The following is a 25,076-nucleotide window of genomic DNA, read 5'->3' on the forward strand; positions in this document are numbered from 1 at the left end:
TGCGCTTTCCGCTGAAACAAGTCGTCAGGAAACGCGTCAGTCTGGTATAGTCAAAGTATGGATAGACTTTAGTGGTTTAAAGGAGACTGTGGTGCAGCGCTGGAAAAAAATGCAGGTCTTTGCCTTGGCGTCCGTGGGAATTCTGGGTAGTTTATGGCTGACGTCCGCCTGGGCCCAGCGTGCTTTGCAAGTGATTGGCCCGGATGGGCAGCCGCAGGATATTACGGCCCGGAACGCCGCCAGAGAAGCGGACTCCCTGATTCTCTACGATCCGGCCTTTGGCCCTTCCACCCGCACCAATGGCTTTGGGGTGGAAGTGATTGCCAAGCCCCTGTCCGTCAATCGGGTTCAGGGACAAGAGGTCAAAACCTATCAGGTGTCCGATGTGATTAGCGTGTGGGATTGCCAGTCCAACCCCTCGCTCAGTTGCGGCAATGCCGCCATTCCTCAAAACGGGGTGGTGCTATCGGCCATTGGTAGCAAGCGGGACTGGCTGAAAAATCTGAAACCCGGTGATCTGCTCAAGATTGAAGAGGCCTGGTTCCAGCAGCGGCAAACCCGGCTGGATGTGGTCAACCCGTCGGCCTCTAACAACCCCAATGGCTCAGGTTTTCCGGGCTTTCGGGCCTCTAACCAGATTGTGCTGTACGATGCCCGCTATCCCAAGCCCAACACTGGCACCAACGAATTTGGCTTTGAGGTGACCGTGCGCAACGGGATCGTGGTGGCTCAGGAAGGCTCTGATTCAACCATTCCGGCGGACGGCTATGTCCTGAGCGGTCATGGCAAAGGGCGTAGCTGGTTAATCGCCAACGCCCCGCTGGGTGCCCACGTGGAAGTAGACCCGGTCGCCGGCACTGTGAGAGCCTACACCGACTTCAACACCTACGTGTACCAGTTTGATCAGGAGTGGGCCAAGAGTCCTTGCGCCGATCAGGCCTGGAGCGCTACCGGGAAACTGGACGCCGCCTGCAAGGCCATTCGAGATCAAAAAGAGGAGGCCCTGCGCCTGAATGCGGAAGGCAAAACCGAGCAGGCCGCCCAGAATATCGCTCAGGCTCTGGAAAGCACCCACCGACGCTTGTGGGCCAGCTACAAGGCCTTTCCCGCCGATACCATCCGGGGGGCCTGGCATCGTCCCATTGAAAAGACCCCGGCTGCCATTGGTGAAACGCTGGACCGTCTGAAAGCCGCCGGGATCAATGCCGTCTTTCTGGAAACCTTTTTCCACGGCTACACCATTTTTCCCTCCCAAACCTATCAGGCTTATGGGCTTCCCGCTGAAAACCCCAAGTTTCAGGGGGTGGATTTGCTGCAGAACTGGGTGCAGCAGGCCCATCAGCGCAACATGAAAGTACATGTATGGTTCCAGACCTTTTACGGGGGAACCAACGCCTACCTGCCACCGGGGCCCATCCTCAGCCGTTATCCTTCATGGGCCAACGTGCAGTTCGCGGCGCTCAGTCCGCAGAAACTCCCCGGAACCACCCCGGTGGTGGGGCAACCTGCGGTGAACGGGGTGAGTCGGGTTTACAGCGCCCCCGCTGGTTCCAGCGCTTCACCTGTCCCCGCTTCAGCGGTTACACCCACCCCCACCGTGATTTTGAAAACCCCGGAAAAGCCGGTGGCTTCCAATCTGGAGCTGGGCGCTTATTTCCTGGATCCGGCCAACCCGGAGGTGCAAGGGTTTTTGCTGAAACTGGTGGATGAAATCGTCACGCGTTACGATGTGGACGGTTTCCAGCTGGATTATATCCGCTATCCGGCCAGCTTCCCCTCGGACCGCTTCAGCTACCGCAAGACCACCTGGGGTTACTCGGAAGTGGCCCGGAAGGCCTTCAAGGCCCAGTATGGCATTGATCCAGCAGAGATTGACCCTAAAAATCCTGAGTTTGAGAATTTGTGGAAGGCCTGGAATGCCTATAAAGTCGCTCAGGTCAACCAGTTTGTGCAAAAAGCCACTGAGTTGGTTCACCAGAAGAAGCCTGCCGTGAAGATTTCAGCGGCGGTATTCCCCGACGCGGACAGCGCTTTGGCGGTGAAGCATCAGGATTGGGCCGCCTGGGCCCAGAACGGCTGGATTGACTTTTTTGCTCCCATGACCCTGACTAGTGCCACCAAGGTGGTGGAACGGGATACCCGCACCATGATTGGCCGCACGGCAGGCAAAGTGCCCGTGTACTCCGGGATTTTTGGACCGTTTAACAACAACGCCGCCGAGCTGGTGCTGAGCCAGATTGACACGGCCAAGCAGGCGGGTGCCAGTGGTTATGTGCTGTTTGATACGGCTCATTTAACCAGTCGCATGCTGGAGGCGTTGACGGCGGTGCAGGTGCCCCAGCAAACCGTGGTGCCCACCACGCCGACGGTTACTCCCGTTACGGAAGAAGTTCCTGCCAAGCCCAAAAAGCGGCGCTTTTTATGGTGGCGGAAATAGAGGCTTCTTTTCAGGCGTGACGATGAAGGTGGCTTGCGAGGCAGGTCGCCTTCCGAGTCTTCAAAATTCCGCACTGACCACGATTTGTTTTTTAATACTATACAAACGTGGATGGAGTTGCGTATAATACGCAAATGCGTTAGCTCTTGTGTTTGCGTACTAAATGCTGGTTCAAAGGATAGAGAGATTGTGAGTTATCAGCCTTGCCGATGGTATGACCCGTATCCACGGTTGGCCTTTGCCCTGAAATTGCTATATCTGGCCCCCGGCGCCATGCGCTTGACCGTGGCCCGTCAGATTCAGCGGTTTTTGGTAGAGCAGTGGGACACCCCTCAGGTGCGCAAGGTGTTGCAGGAGATTCGGGTAAAGGCCAACGGCAATCGTTGGTACGATCAGGATCAGGAAACGGCTCAAACCGTGGAGCTGCTCAAAAACAGCCCGGACTTTTTAAAAAGCCGAGTGGCGGAAAACATGCTGCAGCTCTTAATGGTGGAGTCGGCCTGATAGGCGGTACTCTTTGGCAAGTGGGATGCTGGGATGAGTGCTTAAGAGGCTAGGCCCCAAGTGCTATGAATGTAAAATTTTCTTCAAGCATGCCTGTTTTCGCATGACATTTTCCAGTCTGCGATCATAGAATAATCCAAACTCTAACTCTCTATCCTTTGTGCCTTTGCATGTTTCGACTTGCACAGGCTTTTTTTTCGCCGTAAAACAGCCCTGAAAACGAGGTCAAAGCAGAACCCGCCATCACCTTTTTCGGTGCTTTTTGGCCTAGTGCTTGGGTTTCAGGGTGGGGAAGGCAATCACATCCCGAATATTGGGCGAATTGGTCAGGATCATAATCAGGCGATCAATGCCAATGCCCAAGCCGCCACAGGGTGGCATCCCGTATTCCAGGGCCGTAATGTAGTCTTCATCCATCTGGTGGGCTTCATCGTTGCCGGAATCTCGTTGGGCCATCTGGCTTTCAAACCGCTGGCGCTGATCCAGTGGATCACTGAGTTCTGAAAAGGCGTTGGCGATCTCCCAGCCATACACACGGGTTTCAAAGCGCTCCACCAGCCGTGGGTTATCCCGGTGTTCCTTGGCCAGGGGAGAGATTTCACGGGGGTAATCAGTAATGTGGATGGGCTGAATCAGTTTATGCTCAACCTTATCTTCAAATACCTTTTCCAGTGCGTAGCCCCAGGTGTCGTATTCTTCCACGAATACCCCTAGCCCTTTGGCGGCGGTGCGAGCGGCCTCATCGGTATCGATGGCAGCGAAGTCCACGCCGGTTTCTTCTTTCACGCAGTCAATCATGGACTTGCGGGGCCACGGGCCAGAGAGATCAATTTCTGTGCCCTGAAATTCGATTTTGGTGGTGCCCAGCACGTTTTGGGCCACGGTGGTCACAATTTCCTCGGTCAGATCCATCATGTCGTTGTAGTCGGCGTAGGCTTGATACAGCTCGATCATGGTGAATTCCGGGTTGTGCTTGGGGGAAATCCCTTCGTTGCGGAAGTTCCGGTTCAGCTCAAACACCTTTTCGGAGATGCCACCCACGATCAGCCGCTTCAGAAATAGTTCCGGGGCGATCCGCAGGTACATGTCAATTTCCAGCGTGTTATGGTGCGTCACAAAGGGACGGGCCGCTGCTCCCCCGGCCAGCGTTTGCAGCATGGGGGTTTCTACTTCCAAAAAGTCTTTGTCCAACAGCAGTTTACGAATTTCAGCGATGATTTTGCTGCGCTTGACCAGCGTGTCCCGGCTCTCCGGGTTCATAATGAGATCCAGATAGCGCTGCCGGTAGCGGGTTTCCACATCGGTCAGCCCATGATATTTTTCGGGCAGGGGCAGCAGGGATTTGCCCAGAATTTGCAACTGCCGGGTTTTGACACTCAGCTCGCCCCGGGGGGTGCGCCGAATGGTGCCGGTGGCCCCGATGACATCGCCTACATCCACCAGTTTCAGGGCGTCCATCATCTCGGGCGATAAATTTTCTTTATGGCAAAACACCTGAATTTTGCCGCTGGGGTCTTGCAGGTCAATAAACAGGCCGCTATTGCGCAAGGCCATAACCCGACCGGCCACGCAGACCACATCTTCGGTTTCCACGCCATTTTCCAGAGCGGCGTATTTGGCTTGCAGGGTGGCGTTGTCGCTGGTTTTTTCAAAGTGGTAGGGAAAAGGATTCTGCCCCAGTTTGCGCCAGCTTTCCAGCTTATCAATACGGCCCTGACGGATTTGGGCGGCATGTTCACTGGTGTGCGGGGTGTTCTCCGTTGGGGTGGTGGATTGGGCGGCTGGCGTTTTGCTCATGGGGCTTGATCTCTTTGAATCACAATTCGTTTTGAGTTTTTTGATTTTGGAGACTCTATAATAACCGAAAAGGTTTGTCCGTCGTGGGGTCAATTATGTCAAAACCCATTTTACAAGAGAGTGACATCGATCTTCAGCCGATTCTGGATCGGCGGGTGGTCATTGTGGGCTATGGAAATCAGGGGCGGCCTCACGCCTTGAATCTACGAGATTCTGGGGTGTCCGTGAAAATCGGGGTTCGCCCGGAGAGCCAGAAACGAACCGTGGCCCTGGAAGATGGCTTTGAAGTCTTGCCCTTGCCGGAAGCGCTGGCTTGGGCCGATGTGGTGATGCTGGCCCTGCCGGATGAGGTGATGGGCTCCGTCTATCCCCAAAGCATAGCGCCGCACCTGTCCGCCGGAAAAGCGCTGGGCTTTGTGCATGGGCTGGTCATTCACGAAGGCTGGGTAAAGCCCCAATCGGATTTAGACGTGTTCATGGTGGCCCCTAAAGCTCAGGGGCTGGGGGTGCGAAACAAGTTTTTGGCGGGTGGCGGTGTGCCCGGTTTGTACGCCGTGCATCAAAACGCCACCGGGAATGCTGAAAAAATAGCCCTGGCTTACGCCAAAGCCATTGGTTGTGCCCGGGTGGGGGTGATGGAAACTACCTTTGCTGAAGAGGCCATTTGCGATTTGTTTTCGGAGCAAGCCGTGCTGTGTGGCGGGCTGACCGGCCTGATTAAAGCGGCCTTTGATACCTTGGTGGAGCGCGGCTTTTCTCCGGAAGTGGCCTATTTTGAGTGCTTGTATGAAGTGAAGCTCATTGCCGACCTGCTGCACGAGCGGGGCATCACCGGGATGCGCCAGGGCATCAGCTCCACGGCCCTGTATGGGGATATCAGCCAAGGCGAGCGGGTCATTGACGCGCATGTGCGAGAAACCATGCGGCAGGTGCTGGATGAGATTGTGACTGGCCGCTTCAGTCAGGCCATGCAGGCTGAATTTGCGGAAGGCAAGCCCCGTATTCAGCAGGCGGTGCTTCAGGATGAGCAGCATTTGATTGAAAGAACCCATCGGGACCTGCGGGCCCGTCTGAAGTTTTAGGCAGGTTCAAAATAAAAAAGAACGCACTCTACTTTTCCGTAGACTCCCCACAACGGGGCGCTCTCGGTTATGATGAGTAGGTGAGTTTTCAAATGTAAAGCTGCACTGTTTGAGGAACCGCAATTTTTTGGATGGATTGTCTTTAATAGAGAGTGAACCGGAAAGTTTTAAAAACCGTGAGTTAGGGAATTATAGTCAGGAGTCATTGTTCTATGAGCTATCTGTCCATCCTTGAAAGGAAATCTGCCTGCATGAAACGGACTGAGAATGACGAGATTTTGCAAATTTTAGACCGATTGGAAAAGCTGAGTGTCCGTCCGGAAAATCCGGGTCTGGGCTATCGCAACCTGGAAACCATCAACGCGTTGGTCAACACCCTGCGTGAAAAGCTGGAATCCAAAGCCCACACAGGCACTTAGTACCTTCCTGCTCGAAGCGCTTTATCAAATAAGCCCCGGCCATTAGACACGGGGCTTATTCATTTGATTGGCGTTGTAAAAGCTAGGCGGGAACCAGTGCTTTTAAAGAATCCACCAGCTCTTGCACGGCGTTGGCGGACTTGCGCAGCTCTTGCAATTCGGCTTCGCTGAGTTTCAGCTCGACGACTTGCTCAATGCCGTTTTTGCCCAATTTGACCGGCACACCCACGTACAGGTCTTTAATGCCGTATTGACCGGTTAAATACACGGCGCAAGGCAGAATTTTCTTTTTATCCTTGGCGATGGACTCGATCATTTCCAGCACCGAGGCGCTGGGGGCGTAGAAGGCGGAACCGGTCTTCAGGTAGCCCACGATCTCGGCGCCACCGTTGCGAGCCCGATCCACGATTTTATCGATGGTAGCGGCGTCCAGGAAATCCGACAGCGGAATGCCAGCCACGGTGGTATAGCGGGGCAGGGGCACCATGGTGTCGCCGTGGCCACCCAGTACAAAGCCTTGCACATCTTCCACGGACACATCCAGCGCTTCGGCAATAAAGGTTTTGTAGCGGGCGGAATCCAGAACGCCAGCCATACCGAAGACCCGGTTGGAGGGGAAGCCGCAGGCTTGCAGGGCCACGTGGCACATCACATCCAAGGGGTTGGACACCACGATGACCAAAGCATTGGGAGCGAATTTTTTGATGTTGTTGCACACATCGGTGACGATTTTGGCGTTGGTGGCCAGCAAATCATCCCGACTCATGCCCGGTTTGCGGGCGATACCGGCGGTAACCACCACGATATCGGAATCAGAGATGATATCGTACGTGTTGCTGCCCACCACGCGGGTGTCGTAGCCATAAATGGGGGAAGATTCCAGAATGTCCAGGGCTTTGCCTTGGGGGATGCCTTCCAGAATGTCCACCACGGCCACGTGCTTGGACAATTCGGCCTCGGCCAGACGCTGAACCAGCGTAGCGCCTACGTTACCGGCCCCAATGACGGAGATTTTATGAAGCATGCGATCTCTCCTTGAAAAAACGAAACAGCCTCGATGCTGGTATGCTAACACAACCGCCGCAGGAACCACAAAAGCCCTGTGCCGCTTAACCTGCGCCGCTTAAATTGGGGACAAGTGGGGCCATTTTTGCTAAGATGCGTTCCATGAGTACGGTGCGAGTTGATAGTGAGCGGCTGCTTCAAACCTTTTTGGAGATGGTTCGCATTGATAGCCCCAGCGGGGATGAGGCCGCTTTTCGGGCTTATCTGGTTGACCGGTTGGCCGCTGAAGGGATTAGCGGAGTGATCGATGCCGGGGGAAACCTGATTGTCGATCTGCCCGCCCAGCAGTGTAGCCATGATCGTATCTTGGTGTTGTCCGGGCACATGGACGTGGTGCCGCCCTGTCATAACATTCAGCCCATCGTGCAGGACGTGGACGGCGATCGCATTATTACCTCCGATAACACCACCGTGCTAGGGGCCGATGACAAAGCCGGGCTGGCTCCCATGCTGGAAACCGTCTTTTTGTGTCGGAAACACCAGTTACCCATGCCTCAGCTGCGCCTGATCTTCACCACCCGTGAGGAGACGTCGCTGGGTGGGGCCAAGGATTTATCCGATGAGAGCTTGGGGGCTGATTTTGCCATCACCCTGGATCACACCGGGCGGCAGGGGGTCATTATCAATCAGGCCCCCACTTACATCCAGTTTGAGATCACTTGCCGGGGCAAAAGTGTGCATGCGGGTATTATGCCGGAGCAAGGGGTGAACGCCATTGTGTTTGCCAGCAAAGTCATTGAGCGCCTGCCTCTGGGGCGGGTGGATGAGCAGACCACTTGCAACATCGGCTTTTTGAACGGTGGCAAGGCCACCAACATCGTGCCGGACTTGGCCACCCTTAAAGGAGAACTGCGGGGCCACAATCCCCAGACCTTAGAAGCGGCGTTGGCCCACCTTGAACAGACTTTGGCTGAGGTCTCGGCGGGGATGCCCGGCACCAGCTATGCGTTTACTCACTTCACCCAGTTTGAAGGGTATCATGTGGATGAGCAGCATCCCGGGGTGAAAAATCTCTTAAGCGCTGCCCGCAACACCGGGCTGGAGCCCCACTTTATCCGCACCAACGGGGGCAGCGATAACAATATCTTCGTCCAGCGGGGCTTGCCCGGCGTGGTGCTGAGCGCAGGCTATATCGAGCCGCATTCCCTGAAGGAGCGGGTGCGCCTGAGCGAGATGACCCTGTGCTGCCAGTTTTTACAAAACATATTGGAAACCTTTGCCCATGAGCCTTTCTGAATTTTCCAAGCCGGACTCCTCGCAACCGGTGACACTTGAGGAGAAAACCCTCAGTTCCCGGGTCATCCACACCGGTCGGGTGGCCAAGTTGCGCATCGATCAGGCCTTACACCCCAGCGGAGCCACCGTGGAGCGGGAAGTGGTGGAGCATCCGGGTGGGGTGGTGGTCTGTCCCATCCTGGATGATGGTCGTCTGGTGTTTGTGGAGCAATGGCGTTACCCCTTGGGACGCACCTTGCTGGAATTGCCCGCCGGTAAGCTGGATTGGCACGATGGTATCCCTGAGGACCCGGCGGAGGCCATTCAACGGGAACTGTGGGAAGAGACGGGGTATCAGGCCCATCAATGGGAAGAACTGACCTATTTGTTTACCGCCCCCGGTTTTTGCGACGAAAAACTTTGGCTGTACAAAGCCACCGGCTTGTACAACGGGCACAAGGCCCATCAGCCCAGCGAGCATGAGTGGCTGGATGTAATTCTGCTGACCCCCGAGGAGGCCATGCGGAAAATCCGCGCTCGGGAAATCGTGGACGCCAAGACGGTCTCTCTACTTTGCCTGTGCTTTCCCGGTTTGTTGTGAGGGCGTTTGTGAGGGCTTGAATCCCTTCCCCGGATTCTCGTAGCCTTCAATGGCTTGCGTTATTCCTCCCCAGGCGGCAAAGGTGCAAAACAGGCTGGGGATCAGAAGCAATTGAGAACCGGGCAGCCAGCAAGTGGCCAGACAGAGACCGCCGCTGAGTAATGCCTTGAATTGAAAGTTATCGCGAAATCCGGATATGATTCCTTGCTTCAGCCCTTTCCAGGCGGCGTTGCGCCTGTCTTTACTGCGCCACTGCTTTTGTTTGGGTGTTTGGGTAGCAGGTTTTTTTGGGGCGTTGGCAGCCGGCTTTTCTGGAAAGTCCTGATAATGTTGGTGCCCCCGCATGGCGGAGAATAGAACATCCATGCCCAGCCACAGGGGAATGGTAAACAGTTGAGAGCCCGGTAGCCAACAGGTGGCCAGCGTGACCGCAGTGGCGATGGCCCCGTTTTTGAGCCACCAGTCCTTGCTGGTTAAATCGTGTTTCACGGAGCGCCAGGCCCCGGTCAAGCGCTCCTTGCTGAAAAAGCCCGCTTCGGGGGAGGGCTTGGCCCCAGATGTTTTCTGTGCTGCTGTCATGGTATGTCGAATGGCGTCGCTAGTTGACTGGGAGCGCCGGAGTTCAGTTGTCCGAGCGTTAGTGCCCAAGCGGACGCGCGAGCCGGTGCTTGGGGTGCGGGCTGGGTTGTGCGTTGCAATACTCATAATGACAAGCAGCGTTCAAGTTTGAAGGCGTAGTAAAAGTAGGCCAAGACCATGGGATTAAACAATACGGCATTAAATAATACCGAACTATGGGAGAAAACCCGCTGCGCCGATTTTGTTGCGCCTGTTTCTGGTGGGCAATCTGCTTGGCAATGCGTGCGGAATATGCCTGCACCATTGGACGGGGTAAAATAGAATGTGACTTTTTATTATCCAGCGATGGCCCAGCGACTGTTTGGTGTTTTGGGCCGGCGAATGGCTGGGGAGGGTTGTTGCAGGTGTTCAGTCGGAGGGCTTATGTATGTCCAGTTTGCCAAAAACAATATCAACAATATCAAAAGGGACGCAGACCCCCTTATCCGTGGAGGAACGGCTGTTTGTGGCCCTCGATTACCCCGACGCGGCCAGCGCCTTGGCCATGGCGGAGCAGTTGGCCCCGCTGGGCGTCAGCTATAAAATTGGCTTGCAACTGTTTTACGCCGAAGGGATGGCCGTGGTGCGTCAATTGCGGCAGTTTGGCAAAACGGTGTTTGTGGATCTCAAGCTGCACGATATCCCTAATACAGTGGCCGGGGCGGTGGATTCTCTAGTGAGCCAGGGGGTGGACTTTTTAAACCTGCACACTCAGGGCGGCCCAGAGATGATGCGGGCTGCGGTCGCTTCCGCCCAGCAAGCGGCCACCCGGTTGGGGCAAATGCCGCCCAAGCTGATTGGAGTGACCCTCTTGACCAGTCTTTCCGAGCAGGCCCTGAATGAATTCCTCTTTGTGGCAGGGGTGTCCCTCGGCGAATATGTTCAGCATCTGGCCTTGCAGGCCCAAAAGGCGGGTCTGGATGGCGTGGTTTGCTCGGCGCAGGAAGCCCCCCTGATTCGGGCGGCTTGCGGCTCCGACTTTTTACTGGTGACCCCCGGCATTCGTCCGGCTGGGGCAGGCGATCAGGATCAGGCCCGGGTTATTACCCCCGCTCAGGCGTTCAAAAACGGCACGGATTATCTGGTGATTGGCCGTCCCATTACCGGGGCCAGCGATCCGGTAGTCGCCACTCAGGCCATTCTGGATGAAATGCGTGGGGCCTTGGCGTGACTTCCAGATCCGCCACCGCCACCCAGATTCAGGTGGTCTACCCCCACCCGGAGCATGTGGTGTTCGAGGACAGCACCTTCCTGATGGGCTCGGTGCGGTCTGCGCCTGCTGGGGCCAAGCTGTACTTTAACGGGCAGCCGGTGCCCCTGTCTCCCAAAGGCTTTTTCGCCTGGAAAATTCCCATTCACGCCGGGATGAATCCCATTCAGCTGGAAGTGCGTGTTAATACGGCCACGCCGCCCCTGGCGCAGGCCATTTTTGCCTTAAGGGGGGAGCCGTCGCTGCCGGTTTTGCCCAAGTCCCCTTTGGCCGTGAATGCGGAAACCTTGCAACCGGCCAATGATCTCTGGCTGATGCCCACGGATACTCTCACGGTGGCTTGTCTGGCCAGCGAAGGGGCTCAGGTGAGCTTTACCATCCCCGGCTGGGTGGATACCCCCGTTTCGGTACCGCCCTATCTCCACCATGCGCTGTATCTGGATACCCGAGAAGTTATCTTCTCCCAAAAACACTGGACGGCCCCCCGCATTCCCACCCGTGGCTATTATCAGGCCCGGGTGCCGGTGAAGACTTTGCTGCCAAGCCATCCCGAGAGTTTTCCGCAACAGGCGGCCATCGTGCTTCAGGTTCAATCCGGGACGCAGAGCCTGAAAAAGACGGTGCCGGGTCGCCTGACGGTGTTGACCTCTGCTAAAGCCGCTGTACTGAAAACGGATCGGGTGGTCACTCGCAAGGTTCCCCCCAACGGCGATCGCTTGACCCCCCAGCGGGCCAACACCGCAGTGTGGGTGGATGGCTTGCAATCGGCGTGGGCTCGAGTGGTTTTGAGTCCAGAAGAGTACTGTTACGTTCCGCTGGACTCCCTGACTTTTACACCAGCAACCACTGTGCCGGAGCCGATGGCACTGGATAGTATCCAAATCGACTCCCTGAGTCCTGTCGACTCCCGGGTGCGGTTACAGTTTCAGCAAAAACCGGCGCAGGCTTGCCCCATTCAGCTGGAAAGCATCCCCTCCGAGCGCATGGATCGCTTGCAGGTAAGGCTGTACGGGGTATGCGGGCCGTGCGATTTTATCCAGTCTCCGCCGGATGATGCGGTGGTGCGGCAAATTCACTGGCGCGCGGTGGCCGACACGGTTCTGGAACTGTGGATTGACTTGAAGCGGCCCTTGATTGGCTACGATTACACTTGGCAGGCTGGGGAATGGCGCATTCAGGTGCGCACGCTGCCCAGTCGCATTGCGGAAGTGCAAATCCTGATCGACCCCGGCCATGGCGGGGCGGAATGGGGTTCTACCGGACTGAATGGTCTGCCGGAGAAACAGTTGAACCTGACCGTGAGTCGTTTGTTGCGGGATGCCTTGTTGCAGGCAGGTTTTCAGGCCTCACTCACCCGCAATAGCGATCAGGCCCTCTCCTTGCAAGAGCGTGGGGATCAAGTGATCCACATGCAGCCGCATATGGTGCTGAGCCTCCATCACAACGCCCTGCCCGATGGACGGGATCCCTTAAAGGCGGAAGGGGCCTGCTGCTTTTACTACCACGCTTTTTCCAGACCTCTGGCCGAAAAATTACTGCAAGGCCTCACCGAGCCGGTGACTGGCTATCAGGCCATTCCCAATTACGGGTTGTTTGATGACAGCCTGTACATGACCCGTATTCATCAGGCGCTGGCCGTGCTGATTGAAGTGGGCTTTTTTACCAATCCCACCGAATTTGAACGCTTGATCGATCCGGCTTTCCACAAGCAGGTGGTGGCTCGGCTGGTTTCGGCGCTGAGAGCTTACTGTTTACCGGCTTAGGGCCATGGCGGGTTCTGCGGCGATGTCCCGGCGGTAGTATTTGCCTTCAAAGCGGATTTTTCCGGCGATTTCATAGGCTTTACGCCGGGCTTCCTCTAGGTTTTCAGCGATTCCAGTCACGTTCAGCACCCGTCCCCCTGCGGTGACCTTGCTTTGATCCGGTAGCACCCTGGTACCGGCGTGGAAGATATGCACATCGTTGTTCAGGTACTGGGGAAAGAAAATAGGGGTGCCGGTGGGGTAGTCTCCGGGGTAGCCACCTGCGGTCAACACCACAGTCATAGCCCATTGACCGGGCTTAAAGCGAATGCCGGTAGGAGCGTAGCGGTGTAATTCGCCGTTTACGGTGGCCAGCATCAACTCCACCAGATCATCTGCCAGCAGGGGAAGCACCACCTGGGTTTCCGGGTCGCCAAAGCGGGCGTTGAATTCAACGACCTTGGCTGCTCCGTCCGGGGTAATCATCAGTCCGGCGTATAGGATGCCCTTGTAATCAATGCCTTCCGCTTTCAGGGCCTTCAGGGCCGGTTCCAGCACGGTTTGCTGAACCGTGGCGATCAGCGCAGGGGTGGCTAGCGGCACCGGAGCGTAGGCGCCCATGCCCCCGGTGTTGGGGCCGGTGTTGTTTTCGCCCACTTTTTTATAATCCTGCGCGGCGATGCAGGGCAAAATGGTTTGCCCATCGCAAAAAGCCAGAATCGAGAGTTCCTGCCCCTGCATGAACTCCTCAATGACCACCGGCATTTCCTTTTGGAAGGCCTGCGCAATGGCCTGCTCCGCCTCGGCCCGGGCTTGGGCGATAGTCACCCCTTTACCCGCCGCCAAGCCGTCTTCTTTAATCACATACGGGGCGGTAAACTCTTGCAGGGCTTGCAGCGCTTCGGGCTGGGTCTGGCAAAAGCGATATCCGGCAGTGGGGATGTTGGCTTTGGCCATCAGCGCTTTGGCAAAGGCCTTGCTGGATTCTAGTTGGGCCCCGGCCTGGGTGGGCCCAAAAATGGCCAGTCCTTTTTCCTGAAAGCGATCCACGATGCCCAGAGAAAGCGGCAATTCGGGGCCCACAATGGTGAGATCGATGCCTTCCCGTTCGGCGAAAATCAGCAGGCCCTGAATGTCGGTGGGCTCAATGTCCAGTCGTTGCCCCAGTTCCTGCATGCCGGGGTTGCCCTGGGCAAAATACAGTTGGGGTTGGTGTGGGCTTTGGGACAGGGTCCAGGCGATGGCGTGTTCTCGTCCGCCGTTGCCGATGAGGAGAATTTTCATGGGCGCTTGCACCTTGTGGATTAATAGGGCTATGCCCCCAATAATAGGGCAAACACGGGGGATGCGACAGTTTGACTCTGCAGGCCAGCTTGAACGATTGCACTTGAATGTCTTGGGGCGTGGAATCGTTCGATAGTTCTGATCTATTGTGCCCAGTGATCGCGCTGTTTCCGATATCGAATGATGGCCATCCCGTATTTTTTGTTTTTTTGAACAACTGTGTTAATGCTTCTAAATATTCGGGGGTTGCTGGCAATTTTGCGGGTTCAGGTCATTAAATATTAGTTAGGTATCAAGAGCATTGATGCGGACATGACCTCGAATATACCGTTTTCGACTTTTTGCATCGCTTAACCCTCCCGAATAAACCTCCCGAAGCCCCCTTGTCCAGGAGTTTTACCCAATATGTCTATTTTGAGAGTTTTCAGACCTGGTAATTTATTTCGTAATATAAATACACCTGCCAGCCGTGAGGCCGTGGCTGCGGCAGCCACACCGGTAACCCCAACGGTAGAGAAAGTCTCAAAAAGGGCGTTTGGTCATATTCATTTGACCGGCTCGTCTGTTCGGAAGTTGAGGCTGGATAAATACGAGGGCTACACTCAGGCCGCCCGGGAATTAACCGATTCCGGGAAGTTGCAAGGCCTTGAGAACGTGGAAATCAAGCTGAAAGCTGGCCTGAAACGCGAATACGCACAAATTGCCATTCAGATTCAAAATCAATTTGAAAAAGTGCAATTTCGCCGTCGGAACAAGGACGAAGGCTTTAAAGAGTATCTGGAGCAGGCGATTGAGACGGCTAGAGAGGAGCTTGCCAAAGCCAGCAGTAGAAAAGCATACCTGGACGCCCGACCTGGCGCTCAGGGCCTGGCCGGTTCGGAGGGCTCCCTGCTTCACAAGAGTGTGAAGAACAGCAGAAATGACACCATTGGCGCTTACCATGAATTAATGGGTAGAACTCAAGAACGTGTAACGCTTCCAGAGGGGGCAAAGATTCAGTTAAAACGGGCCTTAACCGGCCAGAAAGCCATTCAATTTGACTTGCCCGCTTTGCAGCCAGGTCGCACACACTATCAATTGACGATCACTAAAAACGCCGGTGAAGAGAGAGAGGCGTTTGTGAACAGGGCTTTCAGGCAGGCTCAGGCTGTGGGTCGGAATGATGCGCGTCAGTTCAGTGACATTGCCACCGTTCCTGCCGCCACTCGTGAAGCAGAAGTCACTGCCGCTCAGCTTCCCGCTGCTGCTCGTCGTGAAGGAACTGCCCCTGCCGCTCAGGCTTCCGTTGCTCAGCCTGCCGCACCTGCTGTTGTTGAAACTGTGGCCGCTGATGGTTTAGAAGGCTTGATGCCCAGGCGGCCCGTTCCGCCTCCGCCTGTTGCTTCCACTGGCGCATCTTCAGCCGCTGGTACGAATGCAGCGATGCCCGCTGCCGCTCAACCTGCCACTGCCGCTCAGCCTGCCACTGTCGCTCAGCCTGCCACTGTCGCTCAACCTGCCGCTGCCGGTATCATTCCTGGTGTCGCGCGTGGTGCTTTCCCGCTTGCTGCGGCAGGCGGACTGGGTGCTTTTGGTCTCTCAGGTCGCTAGGAAGCCTTCAAGACCTTTATTCAAAGCCCGGTGGAACCCGCCGGGCTTTTGCCTTTTGGGCGTTCCGGATGTCTTCCTTACGGCCTTAGCCGCTCTTGTAGGGCTTGTTCCAAGCCGGCTACCGAGCCATTGTTGACCAGTATCCAGTCCCAGTCCGTAATGCCGTCCAGTTCATTTTCCGTAGGGTCATCCTCACTCACAATCTGCCCCCGCTGGGCACGGACATCTCGGCTGGCCTCTAATCGAATCAAAAAGGCTCCGTAGGCTTTCAGCAACTCATACTCTCGCTTCAAGCGAACATCGGAAATCAACTTTTTGCCCGGCTGGTTCAAGACCTGCTTTAGCCAGTAATCGGCGTCCTGGGCCCGGCCCCAGTTGCCCAGTTCAATCAGCCCCGGACGGTACTGGGCTTTGTTCGCTTCCACTTCTTCCACCGTTAACCCATGCTGTTGGGCAAAGGCCATTTTAATGGCCTGAGCGATGGGCACTTGCCGAAAGGCGGGCAGGCGAGCCAGCAGCAACTTGGCCAAGGTGTCCTTGCCGGAATATTGCTTTCCGGCGATGGCGATAATGTCGCATTGCCCCAAGTCTTGGGGGGGATGTCCAGTTTTAGGCATCTTTCCATTATCATAGAGAAGTCGTTTGTTTTACCAGCCAATCTGTTGGGGAGTGGAAGTGTTTATGTTTCTGTCGGATGAGCAACTCAGCATTCGGGACTTGGCCCGGGACTTTGTGGAGCGGGAATTAAAACCGGTGGTCAAGCAGCTGGAAACCGGCGATCTGCAAATTTTAAAGGCCTTATGGGCCAAAATGGCCGAAACCGGTCTGACCAGCCTGCCCTTTGCCGAGGAATTTGGCGGGGCGGCTGTGGATAGCCTTTCCTACTTTTTGGTGCTGGAAGAAATCGCCAAGGTCTCCGCAGCGCTGGCTACGTCTTTATCCGTGCATGTCTCTTTGGCTGGGCTGCCCATTCAGTATTACGGTACGACGACCCAAAAAGAGCAGTACTTGCCGGATCTCGTCAGTGGGCGGAAAATCGGGGCCTTTGCCCTGACCGAGCCGAACGCCGGCAGCGATGCCGGAGCGGGATTGACCACGGCTGATAAAGATGGGGAATCATATATCCTCAACGGTTCCAAGTTGTTTATTACCAACGCCCTGATTGGGCATGTGTTTATCGCCACGGCCCGTACCGATGCCAAAACCCCCGGTCCTAAGGGTTTGTCGGCCTTTATTATCGATCGGGACACGCCGGGCCTGACCATCACCAAGGGCGATGAGAAAATGGGCCTATTGGGCGGCGATTGGGGTGAATTGCACTTTGATAATTGCCGGATTGCCGCCTCGCAACGCTTATCCGATGAGGGGCAGGGCTTTAAATTGTTTATGCGCAGCCTGAACATCGGGCGCATCAGCATTGGGGCTATTTCGCTGGGGCTGGCTCAGGCCTGTCTGGAGGCCTCCCTGCAATACGCCAGGGAGCGCCAGCAGTTTGGCAAGCCCATTGCCGACTTTCAGGCCATCCAGTTCAAGCTGGCCGACATGGCCCTCAAGATTGAAGCGGCCCGAAATCTGGTGTACAATGCCGCTCGGCTGAAGGAAGCTGGGAAGGACTTTGCCCTGGAGGCTTCCATGGCCAAGCTGTATGCTTCTGAAATTTGTAACCAGTGCGCCAGTGAAGCGGTTCAGATTTTCGGCGGGTATGGCTACACCAAGGATTTTCCGGTGGAGCGCTATTTCCGGGATGCTCGGGTGATGTCGCTGTTTGAAGGCACCAGCGAGATTCAGCGCACCATTATCGCCAAACAGTTACTGGCCTAGCCGCTTTTTGGTTGCTTCTATCACTCATTCCTCAACTTGAAACGAACACTGCATAACCCAACGCAAGGATTTTAGACGTGGAAACCACTCAGAGTCATCTCCGGCAAGAACTGGAAACGGTTCGTCAAGAGGCCCAGGCTGCTTTGGAAGCCGCCAACACCAAGGATGCCCTTGAGGCGGTTCGGGTGGAGTATTTGGGGCGTAAGGGCCGCATTACCGGCATGATGCGGGGATTGAAGGATGTTTCCCCGGAAGAGCGCCCCTTGGTAGGCGCCTTGGCCAACGAGATTCAGGAAGTGCTGGGGCAGGCGCTGGATGCCAAGCTGAACACCTACCTGCAAGCTGAAATCGCCGAGAAGCTGAAGGCCGAAACCATTGATGTGACCATGCCGGGGGCTTATCGTCCGTCCGGTAGCCAGCATCCCCTGACCCGCACCATTGAAGAGATTTGCCAGATTTTTGCGGGCATGGGCTTTGAAACCATTGACGACGACTTTTGCCCGGAGATTGAGACCGATTTTTACAATTTTGACGCCCTGAACTTCCCGGAAAACCACCCGGCCCGGGATATGCAGGACACCTATTACACCGATGTGGCCAATCATGTGCTGCTGCGCTCCCAAACCTCCAACGCCCAGATTCGTTATATGGAAAACCATCCCTTGCCGATTCGGGTGGTCTCTCCGGGGCGGGTGTACCGGAATGAAGAGGTTAACAGCCGTAAATTCGTGCTGTTTCATCAGTTGGAAGGCTTGTTGGTGGATGATAACGTGCGCTTTTCTGATCTAAAAGGCATTTTGCACGAATTTACCCGCCAGTTCTTCGGGGCAGAGCGTCCCACTCGCTTTCGGGCCAGCTTTTTCCCCTTCACCGAGCCCAGCGCCGAGGTGGATGTGCAGTGCATCTTCTGCGAAGGCCATGGCTGCCACGTGTGCAGTCAGGCCGGTTGGCTTGAAATTCTGGGGGCGGGCATGGTAGACCCCAACGTATTGCGTAACGTGAATATCGATCCCGAAAAATACAACGGCTTCGCCTTTGGTATGGGCATCGAGCGGTTGGCCATGCTCAAGTATTCCATCAACGATATCCGCTTGTTCTTCAACAACGACCTGCGGTTTCTGAACCAGTTTAAAGGGCTTTAATCATGCGTATTTCTCTGGAATGGTTGAAAGATTATGTGGATATCAGCGGGCTGGCCCCGGAAGCAATCGCCAGCGCCCTCACCAATTCTGGTCTGGAAGTGGAAGGCATTGAATACAGCGGCCCCAAGTTCAACGGAGTCGTTGTGGGTAAAGTGCTGGCCCTGGCTCCACACCCCAACGCCGATAAATTGCGTCTGGTGACCGTGGATTTGGGAGCGTCTCAAACCCAGGTGGTCTGCGGGGCTCCCAACGTGCGGGAAGGCATTTTGATTGCCTTCGCTCAAGAAGGGGCCACTGTCCTCAGCCGCAAGGATAACACCCTGTTTACACTGGGACGGGCTAAAATTCGGGGCGTGGAATCCGCCGGGATGGTCTGCTCTCTGGATGAGTTGGGCTTAGAGACCCAGTACACCAAGAGCGAAGACGGTATTTGGCCTTTAGACGGTATTGCCACCGAGGCCCAGTTGGGTCAGGATCTCAAGCAGGTCTTGGGCTTGCAAGGCGATGTGATTCTGGAGATTGCCCCTACGGCCAACCGGGGCGATCAACTGTCCATGCTGGGGGTGGCCCGCGAAGTGGCTGCCCTGTTCGATCGGGCCTTGTGCTTCCCCTCGGTGAGTGGGTTGCAACCCAGTGGGCAAACCGAACTCTTGGTTCAATTGAGCGATCCGTCGGTTTGTCGGTACTATGCCGGTGCTGTCTTGGCCAATGTCAAAGTGGGCCCCTCCCCCGACTGGATGGCCCGTCGCTTGCTGGCCGCTGGGGTACGCTCCATCAGCAACGTGGTGGATATTACCAACTACGTCATGCTGGAAATGGGCCAGCCCTTGCACGCCTTTGATCAGCAGAAACTGGGCACTCAGGGCACCGTGGATGTGCGTCGGGCCAAGGCGGGGGAAACCCTGACCACGCTGGATGACGTCTCTCGCCCCTTGACCACGGAGTCTCTGGTGATTGCTCTGAACGATCAGCCGGTGGCCATGGCGGGCTTAATGGGCGGTGCCAGCACGGAAATGGATGATCAGTCCATCCGTATTTTCCTGGAATCCGCCTGGTTTGAGCCTGCGGCGGTGCGTAAAAGCGCAAAATCGGTGGGCTTACGCTCGGAGGCCTCGGCTCGTTTTGAGCGAGGCGTGGATATTGAAAACTGCCGAAACGCCATGTTGCGGGCCATTGAGTTATTGCAGCAGCATGCCGGGGCCGAGTGGGTGGCTGTTACTGAATCGCCCCTGCCCGTGCCGCAAGAGCAGAAGATTTCGCTGGATTACGAGCGTATTGAAAAAGTGCTGGGCCTGACTATTCCCTTAGAAGCAATTCACAGCATCCTTGGAAACCTGGGCTTTATGGTTGTATCCCATGAAAAATCTTCCAGTACCATTGTTTCCGTTCCCTCTTTCCGTCAGACCGATGTGACCCGTGAAATTGACCTGATTGAGGAAATCGTGCGGATTTACGGCTACGATAAAGTGCCGTACACCTTGCCGCAAAAAACCGGGACGGCCACGCCCACCTTCCGGGCTCGTACGCTGAAGCAGATTGCCGACTCTCTGCGTGGGCAGGGCTTGCAGGAGGTCATGACCACCTCCCTGATTGGTCAAAGCCTGCTGGATAAAACCGGTTTCAGCGTGAATACCGATCAACTGGTGTCGGTGCTGAATTCGCACTCCTCTGATCACACCATGATGCGACAGTCTCTGTTGCCCAACATTCTGGAAGTGGCCAAGTTCAATCAGGCCCAAGGCAATGAGGATGTGTGGATTTACGAGCTGGGTCGTACCTACTTTAAGCTGGGCAAAGCCAATCAGAAAAATTCGGGCGTGGCTGAGCGCTTGTGTCTGGGCGGGCTGGTGACCGGTTCCGCCGCGGTGGGTGAATGGCACCGCAAGGAGCCCGCTGATTTCTACTTGCTGAAAGGCATTTTGGAGAATCTGTTTGGTACCTTGAGTTTGAGCCCCTTGCTCAGTTTTGCCCCCGCTCAGGAGGTGCGCTATCTGCATCCGGGTAAGGCTGCCAGTATTTTATTGGGCGAAAAACCCAAGGAAATTGGCCTGATTGGGGAGTTGCACCCGGAAGTCCGCAAAACGCTGAAGTTCCGCCACCCGGTGTACGTGTTTGAACTGAATGTGGAAGCCATTTACAAGGTTCTCAAACAAACCCGGCAAGTGACCAAGGCCACCGAAATTTCCCATTTCCCGGCCATGCGTCGGGATATGGCCTTCCTGGCTCCCAACACGCTTAGCCATCAGCAGATTTTATCGGTATTGCGCGGGGCTCAAGAACCCTTGCTGCGTCAGGTGGAGCTGTTTGATGAGTACCGTTCCGAGCAATTGGGGGCGGAAAATCGCAGTTTGGCCTATCGCCTGACCTTCCAGTCGAATGAGGCTACTATGACCGATGCCGAGATTGATCAGCGCCTGAATCAGCTGAAAGAACGGCTCAGTCAGCAGTTGCCCGTCCAGTTCCGTTAAGCGAAACCGCGCTTTTAAAAAGCCTGTTCAGAGGATTGAACCGGGACGGGCACGGCCTGAAATTGGAAGGCCTGCTGCAGGTTAAAGCCTGCCGCCTTGGAGACCAGTTCTTTGACACTGCGAAAATCCGCTGCTGCTTCCGAGCAACGGAGTTGATCCTGCAAAAAATACCGGCTGGTGCGATAGCGTCGGTCACTGGGCAGGGTAATCTTTTCGGTGAGATGTTCAGATGATTCGCTCATGGCGGTCGCAGCCCCCTCCGTTTCGCAAAAGTATGGATATTTATATAAAGGGGCTCGGCGGGCCGCTTGGCGCTAGTTTGTAAGGAAATTGTAATAAATCGGCCCGCATTCTCCCAATGCGCAGTTGCCGCCGTCTTTTTGCTAAGATTGTCGAATGAGTACGTTTTTTTCCTATCAAGTACACGCCACCCAGAATAACGCCCGGGCCGGTTTGCTGCAAACCCCGCACGGGCCGGTACATACCCCCGTGTTTATGCCGGTGGGCACTCATTCAGCCGTGCGCACCCTGACCTGGCCGCAAGTGGCCGACACCGGGGCGGAAATCGTGCTGTCCAACTCTTACCACCTGTACCTGCGCCCGGGGCACGAGCTGGTGGAAAAAGCAGGCGGCCTGCACCACTGGATGAATTGGCATAAGCCTATCTTGACCGATTCCGGCGGCTTTCAGGTGTTCAGTCTGGCCAAGCACCGGGATATTACCCCGGAGGGCGTCTATTTTAAAGACGTGGTGGACGGCAAGAAGCATTTTATGGGCCCCAAGGAGTCCATGCGCATTCAAAACGCCCTGGGTGCCGATATTATTATGGCCTTTGACGAGTGTCCGCCCGGGGCTGCGGATTACGACTACGCCAAAAAATCTCTGGAGATGACCAACCGTTGGCTGGAAATCTGTTTCGAGCATCATGCCCGGCCCGATCAGGCGCTTTTCCCCATCGTACAAGGCTCCATTTACGAGGATTTACGGATTCAAAGTCTGGACTTTGTCTCTCAATTCAATGCGGTGGGCTATGCCATTGGCGGGGTCAGCGTGGGCGAAACCAAAATGCAGATGAATCAGGTGGTTTCCTTCACGGCGCCCAAGATGCCCGCGGACAAACCCCGATACCTGATGGGGGTGGGGACTCCAGAGGATTTGTTGGAGGGTATTCGCCACGGCATTGATATGTTTGACTGCGTGATGCCTACCCGGGTGGCCCGCCATGGGTCTTACTTTACGCCCACCGGAAAAAAAATTATCCGCAACGCCGAGCATCAAGAGGCCTTCAGTCCCCTGGTGGAAGGCTGTGCCTGCTACGCCTGCCAGAATCATACCCGGGCCTACCTGCGCCATATCTTCCGCATGGGGGAAACCACGGCAGCCACTTTGCTCAGTATTCATAATATTTACACGCTGGTGCAACTGGCCAAAGAGGCCCGAGCGCACATTGTGGCTGGCACCTTCGAGGACTTTTACCAGCAGCGCATGGCCTTGATGGGCTTGACACCCAGCCTGCTCTCGGCCCATTGATATAATAGAATTACCCGAAGGAGTCAGCCGGATTACAGCCATGCGGGACCAAGACCCAGTGGAACTCAACCCGTTAATCGCCCCCTTTTGCGAATTGCCCCCCATTGCCGGGGATCGTCGCCGGGAGCAGGATCGACGCTCTGCGGAGCGTCAGGGGAAGTTCGATCGGCGGCGCAACCGCTGCATGCACTGCCTGCATTTTCAGGAACCTTCGGAGGGGGATAAGGGCTTATGCTTATTGCATCAGGCTGCCGTGGCTTCTGACGCTTTTGCCTGCCCCAATTTCGATCCGCATTTATCCGGGGAGGCCCGCAAGCCGATCCGTTCCTGATTTCCTGGCTGGTGGATTCCATCGCAGACAGTCCACTTTTGTTGAGGCCTTGACTGCGATACAACTACAAGCAACAGGTTGATAGATAGTAACAACAGAAATGGGGGAACCGTGACAGACGTTTTTATCGTGGACAGTGCCCGTACGCCCATCGGCAGTTTTTTGGGCAGTTTGTCTTCTGTATCCGCGCCGGACTTGGGCGCTGTGGCTCTGCAAGCCGCGCTCAAGCGTAGCGGGGTGCCTGCGGAAGCCATTGAGGAAGTGATTTTGGGGTGTGTCTTGGCCGCTGGGGTGGGTCAGGCGCCAGCTCGACAAGCCCTGCGAAAAGCGGGCTTGTCCGATTCCGTGGGGGCTTTGACCATCAACAAAGTGTGCGGTTCCGGGATGAAAGCGGTCATGTTGGCCGCCAGCGCTATTAAAGCGGCGGAAGCCCAGTTGGTGCTGGCCGGTGGTATGGAATCCATGTCCAACGCCCCTCACTACCTGAACGGTCTGCGTAACGGGGTCAAAATGGGCCATCAGCAGATGATTGACGGCATGATCCACGATGGCTTGTGGGACCCTTACAACAATTTGCACATGGGCAATTGCGCCGAGCAATGCGTCAGCAAATACCAGCTCACTCGGCAGGCTCAGGACGAGTTTGCCAGGCAGAGCTATCTGAAGGCCCAGCAGGCGGTGCAAAGCGGGGCTTTCAAGGCGGAAATCGAGCCGGTCAGTATTCCCCAGCGCAAAGGTGATCCCAAAGTGGTGGATGCCGATGAGGAACCCTTCAAGGGCGATCCCGAGAAGCTGGCGGGCTTGCGTCCGGCGTTTGATAAGAGTGGGGCCATTACCGCAGGCAACGCCTCCACCCTGAATGACGGGGCGGCTGCCTTGTTATTGGCTTCTGCGGAAGCTGTCAAAACGCATGGGCTCAAGCCGGTAGCAAAAATTGTGGCCTCGGCCACCCACAGTCAGGAGCCGGTCTGGTTTACCACCGCTCCGGTGGGGGCCATGCAAAAGGCCCTGAACAAGGCCAGCTTGTTGGTGGGCGATATTGATTTGTTCGAGGTGAATGAGGCCTTTGCCGCCGTGGCCATGGTGGCCCAGCAGGAATTAGCCATTCCGGCGGATCGCCTGAATATTCACGGCGGGGCGGTGGCCTTGGGGCATCCCATTGGGGCCAGCGGAGCCCGCATTCTGGTCACACTGCTGCATGCCTTGCAGCAGCAGGGCAAAAAGCGGGGCATGGCTTCCCTGTGTATTGGCGGCGGCGAAGCCACGGCCATGATTGTGGAATTGGTTTAGGAGAGGCTTTGTGATGCTAGATACATGCCAAGTGACGGAATCGGCCACTGTAGCCGGAAAATCGGCTTCCCTGCAAACCGTTGGCGTGGTGGGCGCCGGACAAATGGGCAACGGCATCGCCCAGGTCATGGCCCATCATGCCGGGCTTTCGGTGGTGGTGCAGGATGTCAACACCGCAGCGCTGGAAAAGGCCTTGGCGATCATTGAAAAAAGCCTGTCCAAGTTCGTGGAGAAGGCGCAAATTAGTGGCGAGCAAAAAGCGGAGATTCTGGGCCGGATTCGCTTTGAAACCGCTTTAGAGGCGTTGAAAGACGCCGACTTGGTGGTGGAAGCCATCGTGGAGAAGGAGGCCATCAAGCGGGAGATTTTCCTAACGCTGGACAGCCTCACCAAACCGACCGCCATTCTGGCCAGTAACACATCCAGCATTTCCATTACCCGCTTGGCGGCGGCCACCCAGCGCCCTGCACAGGTCATTGGCATGCACTTTATGAACCCGGTGCCGCTGATGAAGCTGGTGGAAATCATTCGGGGGGCCCAAACCAGCGATGCTACCTATGCCGTGGTGGCCGATTTAACCGCTCGACTGAACAAAACCGGGGTGGTTAGCCGGGATTTTCCGGGCTTCATCTCCAACCGGGTGCTGATGCCGCTGATTAATGAGGCCATTTTTACCTTATACGAGGGTATTGCCTCCGCTGAGGACATTGATACGGTGCTGAAATTGGGGATGAATCACCCCATGGGACCGCTGACCCTTGCCGATTTCATTGGGCTGGATACCTGTCTGGCCATTATGAATGTACTGCATGATGGCTTTCAAGACCCCCGCTTCCGCCCCTGTCCCCTGCTGAAACAGTATGTGGATGCCGGGTATCTGGGACGCAAGAGTGGCCGTGGCTTTTTTAGCTACAGTTGATTGAGACGAGG

Annotated in this window: 22 protein-coding genes; 16 read left to right on the top strand and 6 right to left on the bottom strand. The window is 55.9% G+C overall.

Features of this window, described 5'->3' with window-relative positions:
- Nucleotides 1–91 precede the first annotated feature (91 nt).
- Together DF283_RS06340 and DF283_RS06345 are read left to right on the top strand one after the other, a co-directional pair.
- On the top strand, nucleotides 92–2,437 hold the full coding sequence (locus DF283_RS06340) for a glycoside hydrolase family 10-like protein (RefSeq protein WP_303673893.1): 2,346 nt from the start codon (nucleotides 92–94) through the stop codon (nucleotides 2,435–2,437).
- Between the two features lie 189 nt (nucleotides 2,438–2,626).
- A complete protein-coding gene (locus DF283_RS06345) occupies nucleotides 2,627–2,941 on the top strand; it encodes a hypothetical protein (protein WP_303673894.1) in 315 nt (104 codons plus the stop codon).
- A gap of 267 nt (nucleotides 2,942–3,208) precedes the next feature.
- On the opposite strand, the gene lysS is transcribed toward DF283_RS06345, so the two are convergent.
- Entirely contained in the window at nucleotides 3,209–4,738 is a 1,530-nt protein-coding gene (lysS, locus tag DF283_RS06350) for a lysine--tRNA ligase (RefSeq protein ID WP_303673895.1), read from the bottom strand.
- Nucleotides 4,739–4,833: 95 nt separating this feature from the next.
- Here lysS and ilvC point away from each other — a divergent pair, with 95 nt between their 5' ends.
- The gene (ilvC, locus tag DF283_RS06355; RefSeq protein WP_303673896.1) at nucleotides 4,834–5,820 is read left to right on the top strand and encodes a ketol-acid reductoisomerase; all 987 of its coding nucleotides are present in this window, start codon (nucleotides 4,834–4,836) and stop codon (nucleotides 5,818–5,820) included.
- Nucleotides 5,821–6,071: 251 nt separating this feature from the next.
- Complete coding sequence (locus DF283_RS06360; protein WP_303673897.1) at nucleotides 6,072–6,239, top strand: hypothetical protein; 168 nt, start codon at nucleotides 6,072–6,074, stop codon at nucleotides 6,237–6,239.
- An 82-nt stretch (nucleotides 6,240–6,321) separates the two neighbouring features.
- Here DF283_RS06360 and mdh read toward each other — a convergent pair whose 3' ends face one another.
- On the bottom strand, nucleotides 6,322–7,263 hold the full coding sequence (mdh, locus tag DF283_RS06365) for a malate dehydrogenase (protein WP_303673898.1): 942 nt from the start codon (nucleotides 7,261–7,263) through the stop codon (nucleotides 6,322–6,324).
- A 143-nt stretch (nucleotides 7,264–7,406) separates the two neighbouring features.
- Between mdh and DF283_RS06370 the strand changes: the two genes are divergently transcribed.
- Nucleotides 7,407–8,540, top strand: a complete 1,134-nt coding sequence (locus DF283_RS06370) for a M20/M25/M40 family metallo-hydrolase (protein WP_303673899.1) — start codon at nucleotides 7,407–7,409, stop codon at nucleotides 8,538–8,540.
- Nucleotides 8,527–9,120, top strand: coding sequence for an NUDIX domain-containing protein (locus tag DF283_RS06375; protein ID WP_303673900.1), 594 nt, complete (start codon nucleotides 8,527–8,529; stop codon nucleotides 9,118–9,120). Before DF283_RS06370 ends, DF283_RS06375 begins: the two co-directional genes overlap by 14 nt.
- Here the strand turns inward: DF283_RS06375 and DF283_RS06380 are convergent.
- Nucleotides 9,088–9,699 (bottom strand): hypothetical protein, encoded by a 612-nt coding sequence (locus DF283_RS06380; protein ID WP_303673901.1) that lies wholly within the window; start codon nucleotides 9,697–9,699, stop codon nucleotides 9,088–9,090. The genes DF283_RS06375 and DF283_RS06380 overlap by 33 nt on opposite strands.
- Nucleotides 9,700–10,126: 427 nt before the next feature.
- On the opposite strand from DF283_RS06380, the gene pyrF reads away from it, so the two are divergent.
- On the top strand, nucleotides 10,127–10,909 hold the full coding sequence (pyrF, locus tag DF283_RS06385) for an orotidine-5'-phosphate decarboxylase (RefSeq protein WP_303673902.1): 783 nt from the start codon (nucleotides 10,127–10,129) through the stop codon (nucleotides 10,907–10,909).
- On the top strand, nucleotides 10,906–12,711 hold the full coding sequence (locus tag DF283_RS06390) for an N-acetylmuramoyl-L-alanine amidase family protein (protein WP_303673903.1): 1,806 nt from the start codon (nucleotides 10,906–10,908) through the stop codon (nucleotides 12,709–12,711). Before pyrF ends, DF283_RS06390 begins: the two co-directional genes overlap by 4 nt.
- Here the strand turns inward: DF283_RS06390 and purD are convergent.
- Entirely contained in the window at nucleotides 12,700–13,974 is a 1,275-nt protein-coding gene (gene purD, locus DF283_RS06395; protein WP_303673904.1) for a phosphoribosylamine--glycine ligase, read from the bottom strand. The two genes, DF283_RS06390 and purD, sit on opposite strands and share 12 nt — an antisense overlap.
- Before the next feature lie 405 nt (nucleotides 13,975–14,379).
- Between purD and DF283_RS06400 the strand changes: the two genes are divergently transcribed.
- Complete coding sequence (locus DF283_RS06400; RefSeq protein ID WP_303673905.1) at nucleotides 14,380–15,564, top strand: hypothetical protein; 1,185 nt, start codon at nucleotides 14,380–14,382, stop codon at nucleotides 15,562–15,564.
- Between the two features lie 77 nt (nucleotides 15,565–15,641).
- Here the strand turns inward: DF283_RS06400 and DF283_RS06405 are convergent, their stop codons facing one another.
- Complete coding sequence (locus DF283_RS06405) at nucleotides 15,642–16,181, bottom strand: hypothetical protein (RefSeq protein WP_303673906.1); 540 nt, start codon at nucleotides 16,179–16,181, stop codon at nucleotides 15,642–15,644.
- Nucleotides 16,182–16,245: 64 nt separating this feature from the next.
- On the opposite strand from DF283_RS06405, the gene DF283_RS06410 reads away from it, so the two are divergent.
- From DF283_RS06410 to pheT, 3 genes are all read left to right on the top strand, one after another.
- The gene (locus DF283_RS06410) at nucleotides 16,246–17,385 is read left to right on the top strand and encodes an acyl-CoA dehydrogenase family protein (RefSeq protein ID WP_303673907.1); all 1,140 of its coding nucleotides are present in this window, start codon (nucleotides 16,246–16,248) and stop codon (nucleotides 17,383–17,385) included.
- 77 nt (nucleotides 17,386–17,462) lie between these two features.
- Nucleotides 17,463–18,527, top strand: a complete 1,065-nt coding sequence (gene pheS, locus DF283_RS06415; RefSeq protein WP_303673908.1) for a phenylalanine--tRNA ligase subunit alpha — start codon at nucleotides 17,463–17,465, stop codon at nucleotides 18,525–18,527.
- Between the two features lie 2 nt (nucleotides 18,528–18,529).
- Nucleotides 18,530–20,995 (top strand): phenylalanine--tRNA ligase subunit beta, encoded by a 2,466-nt coding sequence (gene pheT, locus DF283_RS06420; protein ID WP_303673909.1) that lies wholly within the window; start codon nucleotides 18,530–18,532, stop codon nucleotides 20,993–20,995.
- A 14-nt stretch (nucleotides 20,996–21,009) separates the two neighbouring features.
- On the opposite strand, the gene DF283_RS06425 is transcribed toward pheT, so the two are convergent.
- Nucleotides 21,010–21,237, bottom strand: coding sequence for a hypothetical protein (locus DF283_RS06425; RefSeq protein ID WP_303673910.1), 228 nt, complete (start codon nucleotides 21,235–21,237; stop codon nucleotides 21,010–21,012).
- 154 nt (nucleotides 21,238–21,391) lie between these two features.
- On the opposite strand from DF283_RS06425, the gene tgt reads away from it, so the two are divergent.
- From tgt to DF283_RS06445, 4 genes are all read left to right on the top strand, one after another.
- On the top strand, nucleotides 21,392–22,525 hold the full coding sequence (gene tgt / locus DF283_RS06430; protein WP_303673911.1) for a tRNA guanosine(34) transglycosylase Tgt: 1,134 nt from the start codon (nucleotides 21,392–21,394) through the stop codon (nucleotides 22,523–22,525).
- A gap of 40 nt (nucleotides 22,526–22,565) precedes the next feature.
- Nucleotides 22,566–22,856 (top strand): hypothetical protein, encoded by a 291-nt coding sequence (locus DF283_RS06435; protein WP_303673912.1) that lies wholly within the window; start codon nucleotides 22,566–22,568, stop codon nucleotides 22,854–22,856.
- A gap of 111 nt (nucleotides 22,857–22,967) precedes the next feature.
- Nucleotides 22,968–24,146, top strand: coding sequence for a thiolase family protein (locus DF283_RS06440; protein ID WP_303673913.1), 1,179 nt, complete (start codon nucleotides 22,968–22,970; stop codon nucleotides 24,144–24,146).
- Between the two features lie 13 nt (nucleotides 24,147–24,159).
- Nucleotides 24,160–25,065 (top strand): 3-hydroxybutyryl-CoA dehydrogenase, encoded by a 906-nt coding sequence (locus tag DF283_RS06445; RefSeq protein ID WP_303673914.1) that lies wholly within the window; start codon nucleotides 24,160–24,162, stop codon nucleotides 25,063–25,065.
- The last annotated feature ends 11 nt before the right edge of the window (nucleotides 25,066–25,076 follow it).

Source organism: Vampirovibrio chlorellavorus (assembly GCF_003149375.1).
GTDB lineage: Bacteria > Cyanobacteriota > Vampirovibrionia > Vampirovibrionales > Vampirovibrionaceae > Vampirovibrio > Vampirovibrio chlorellavorus_B.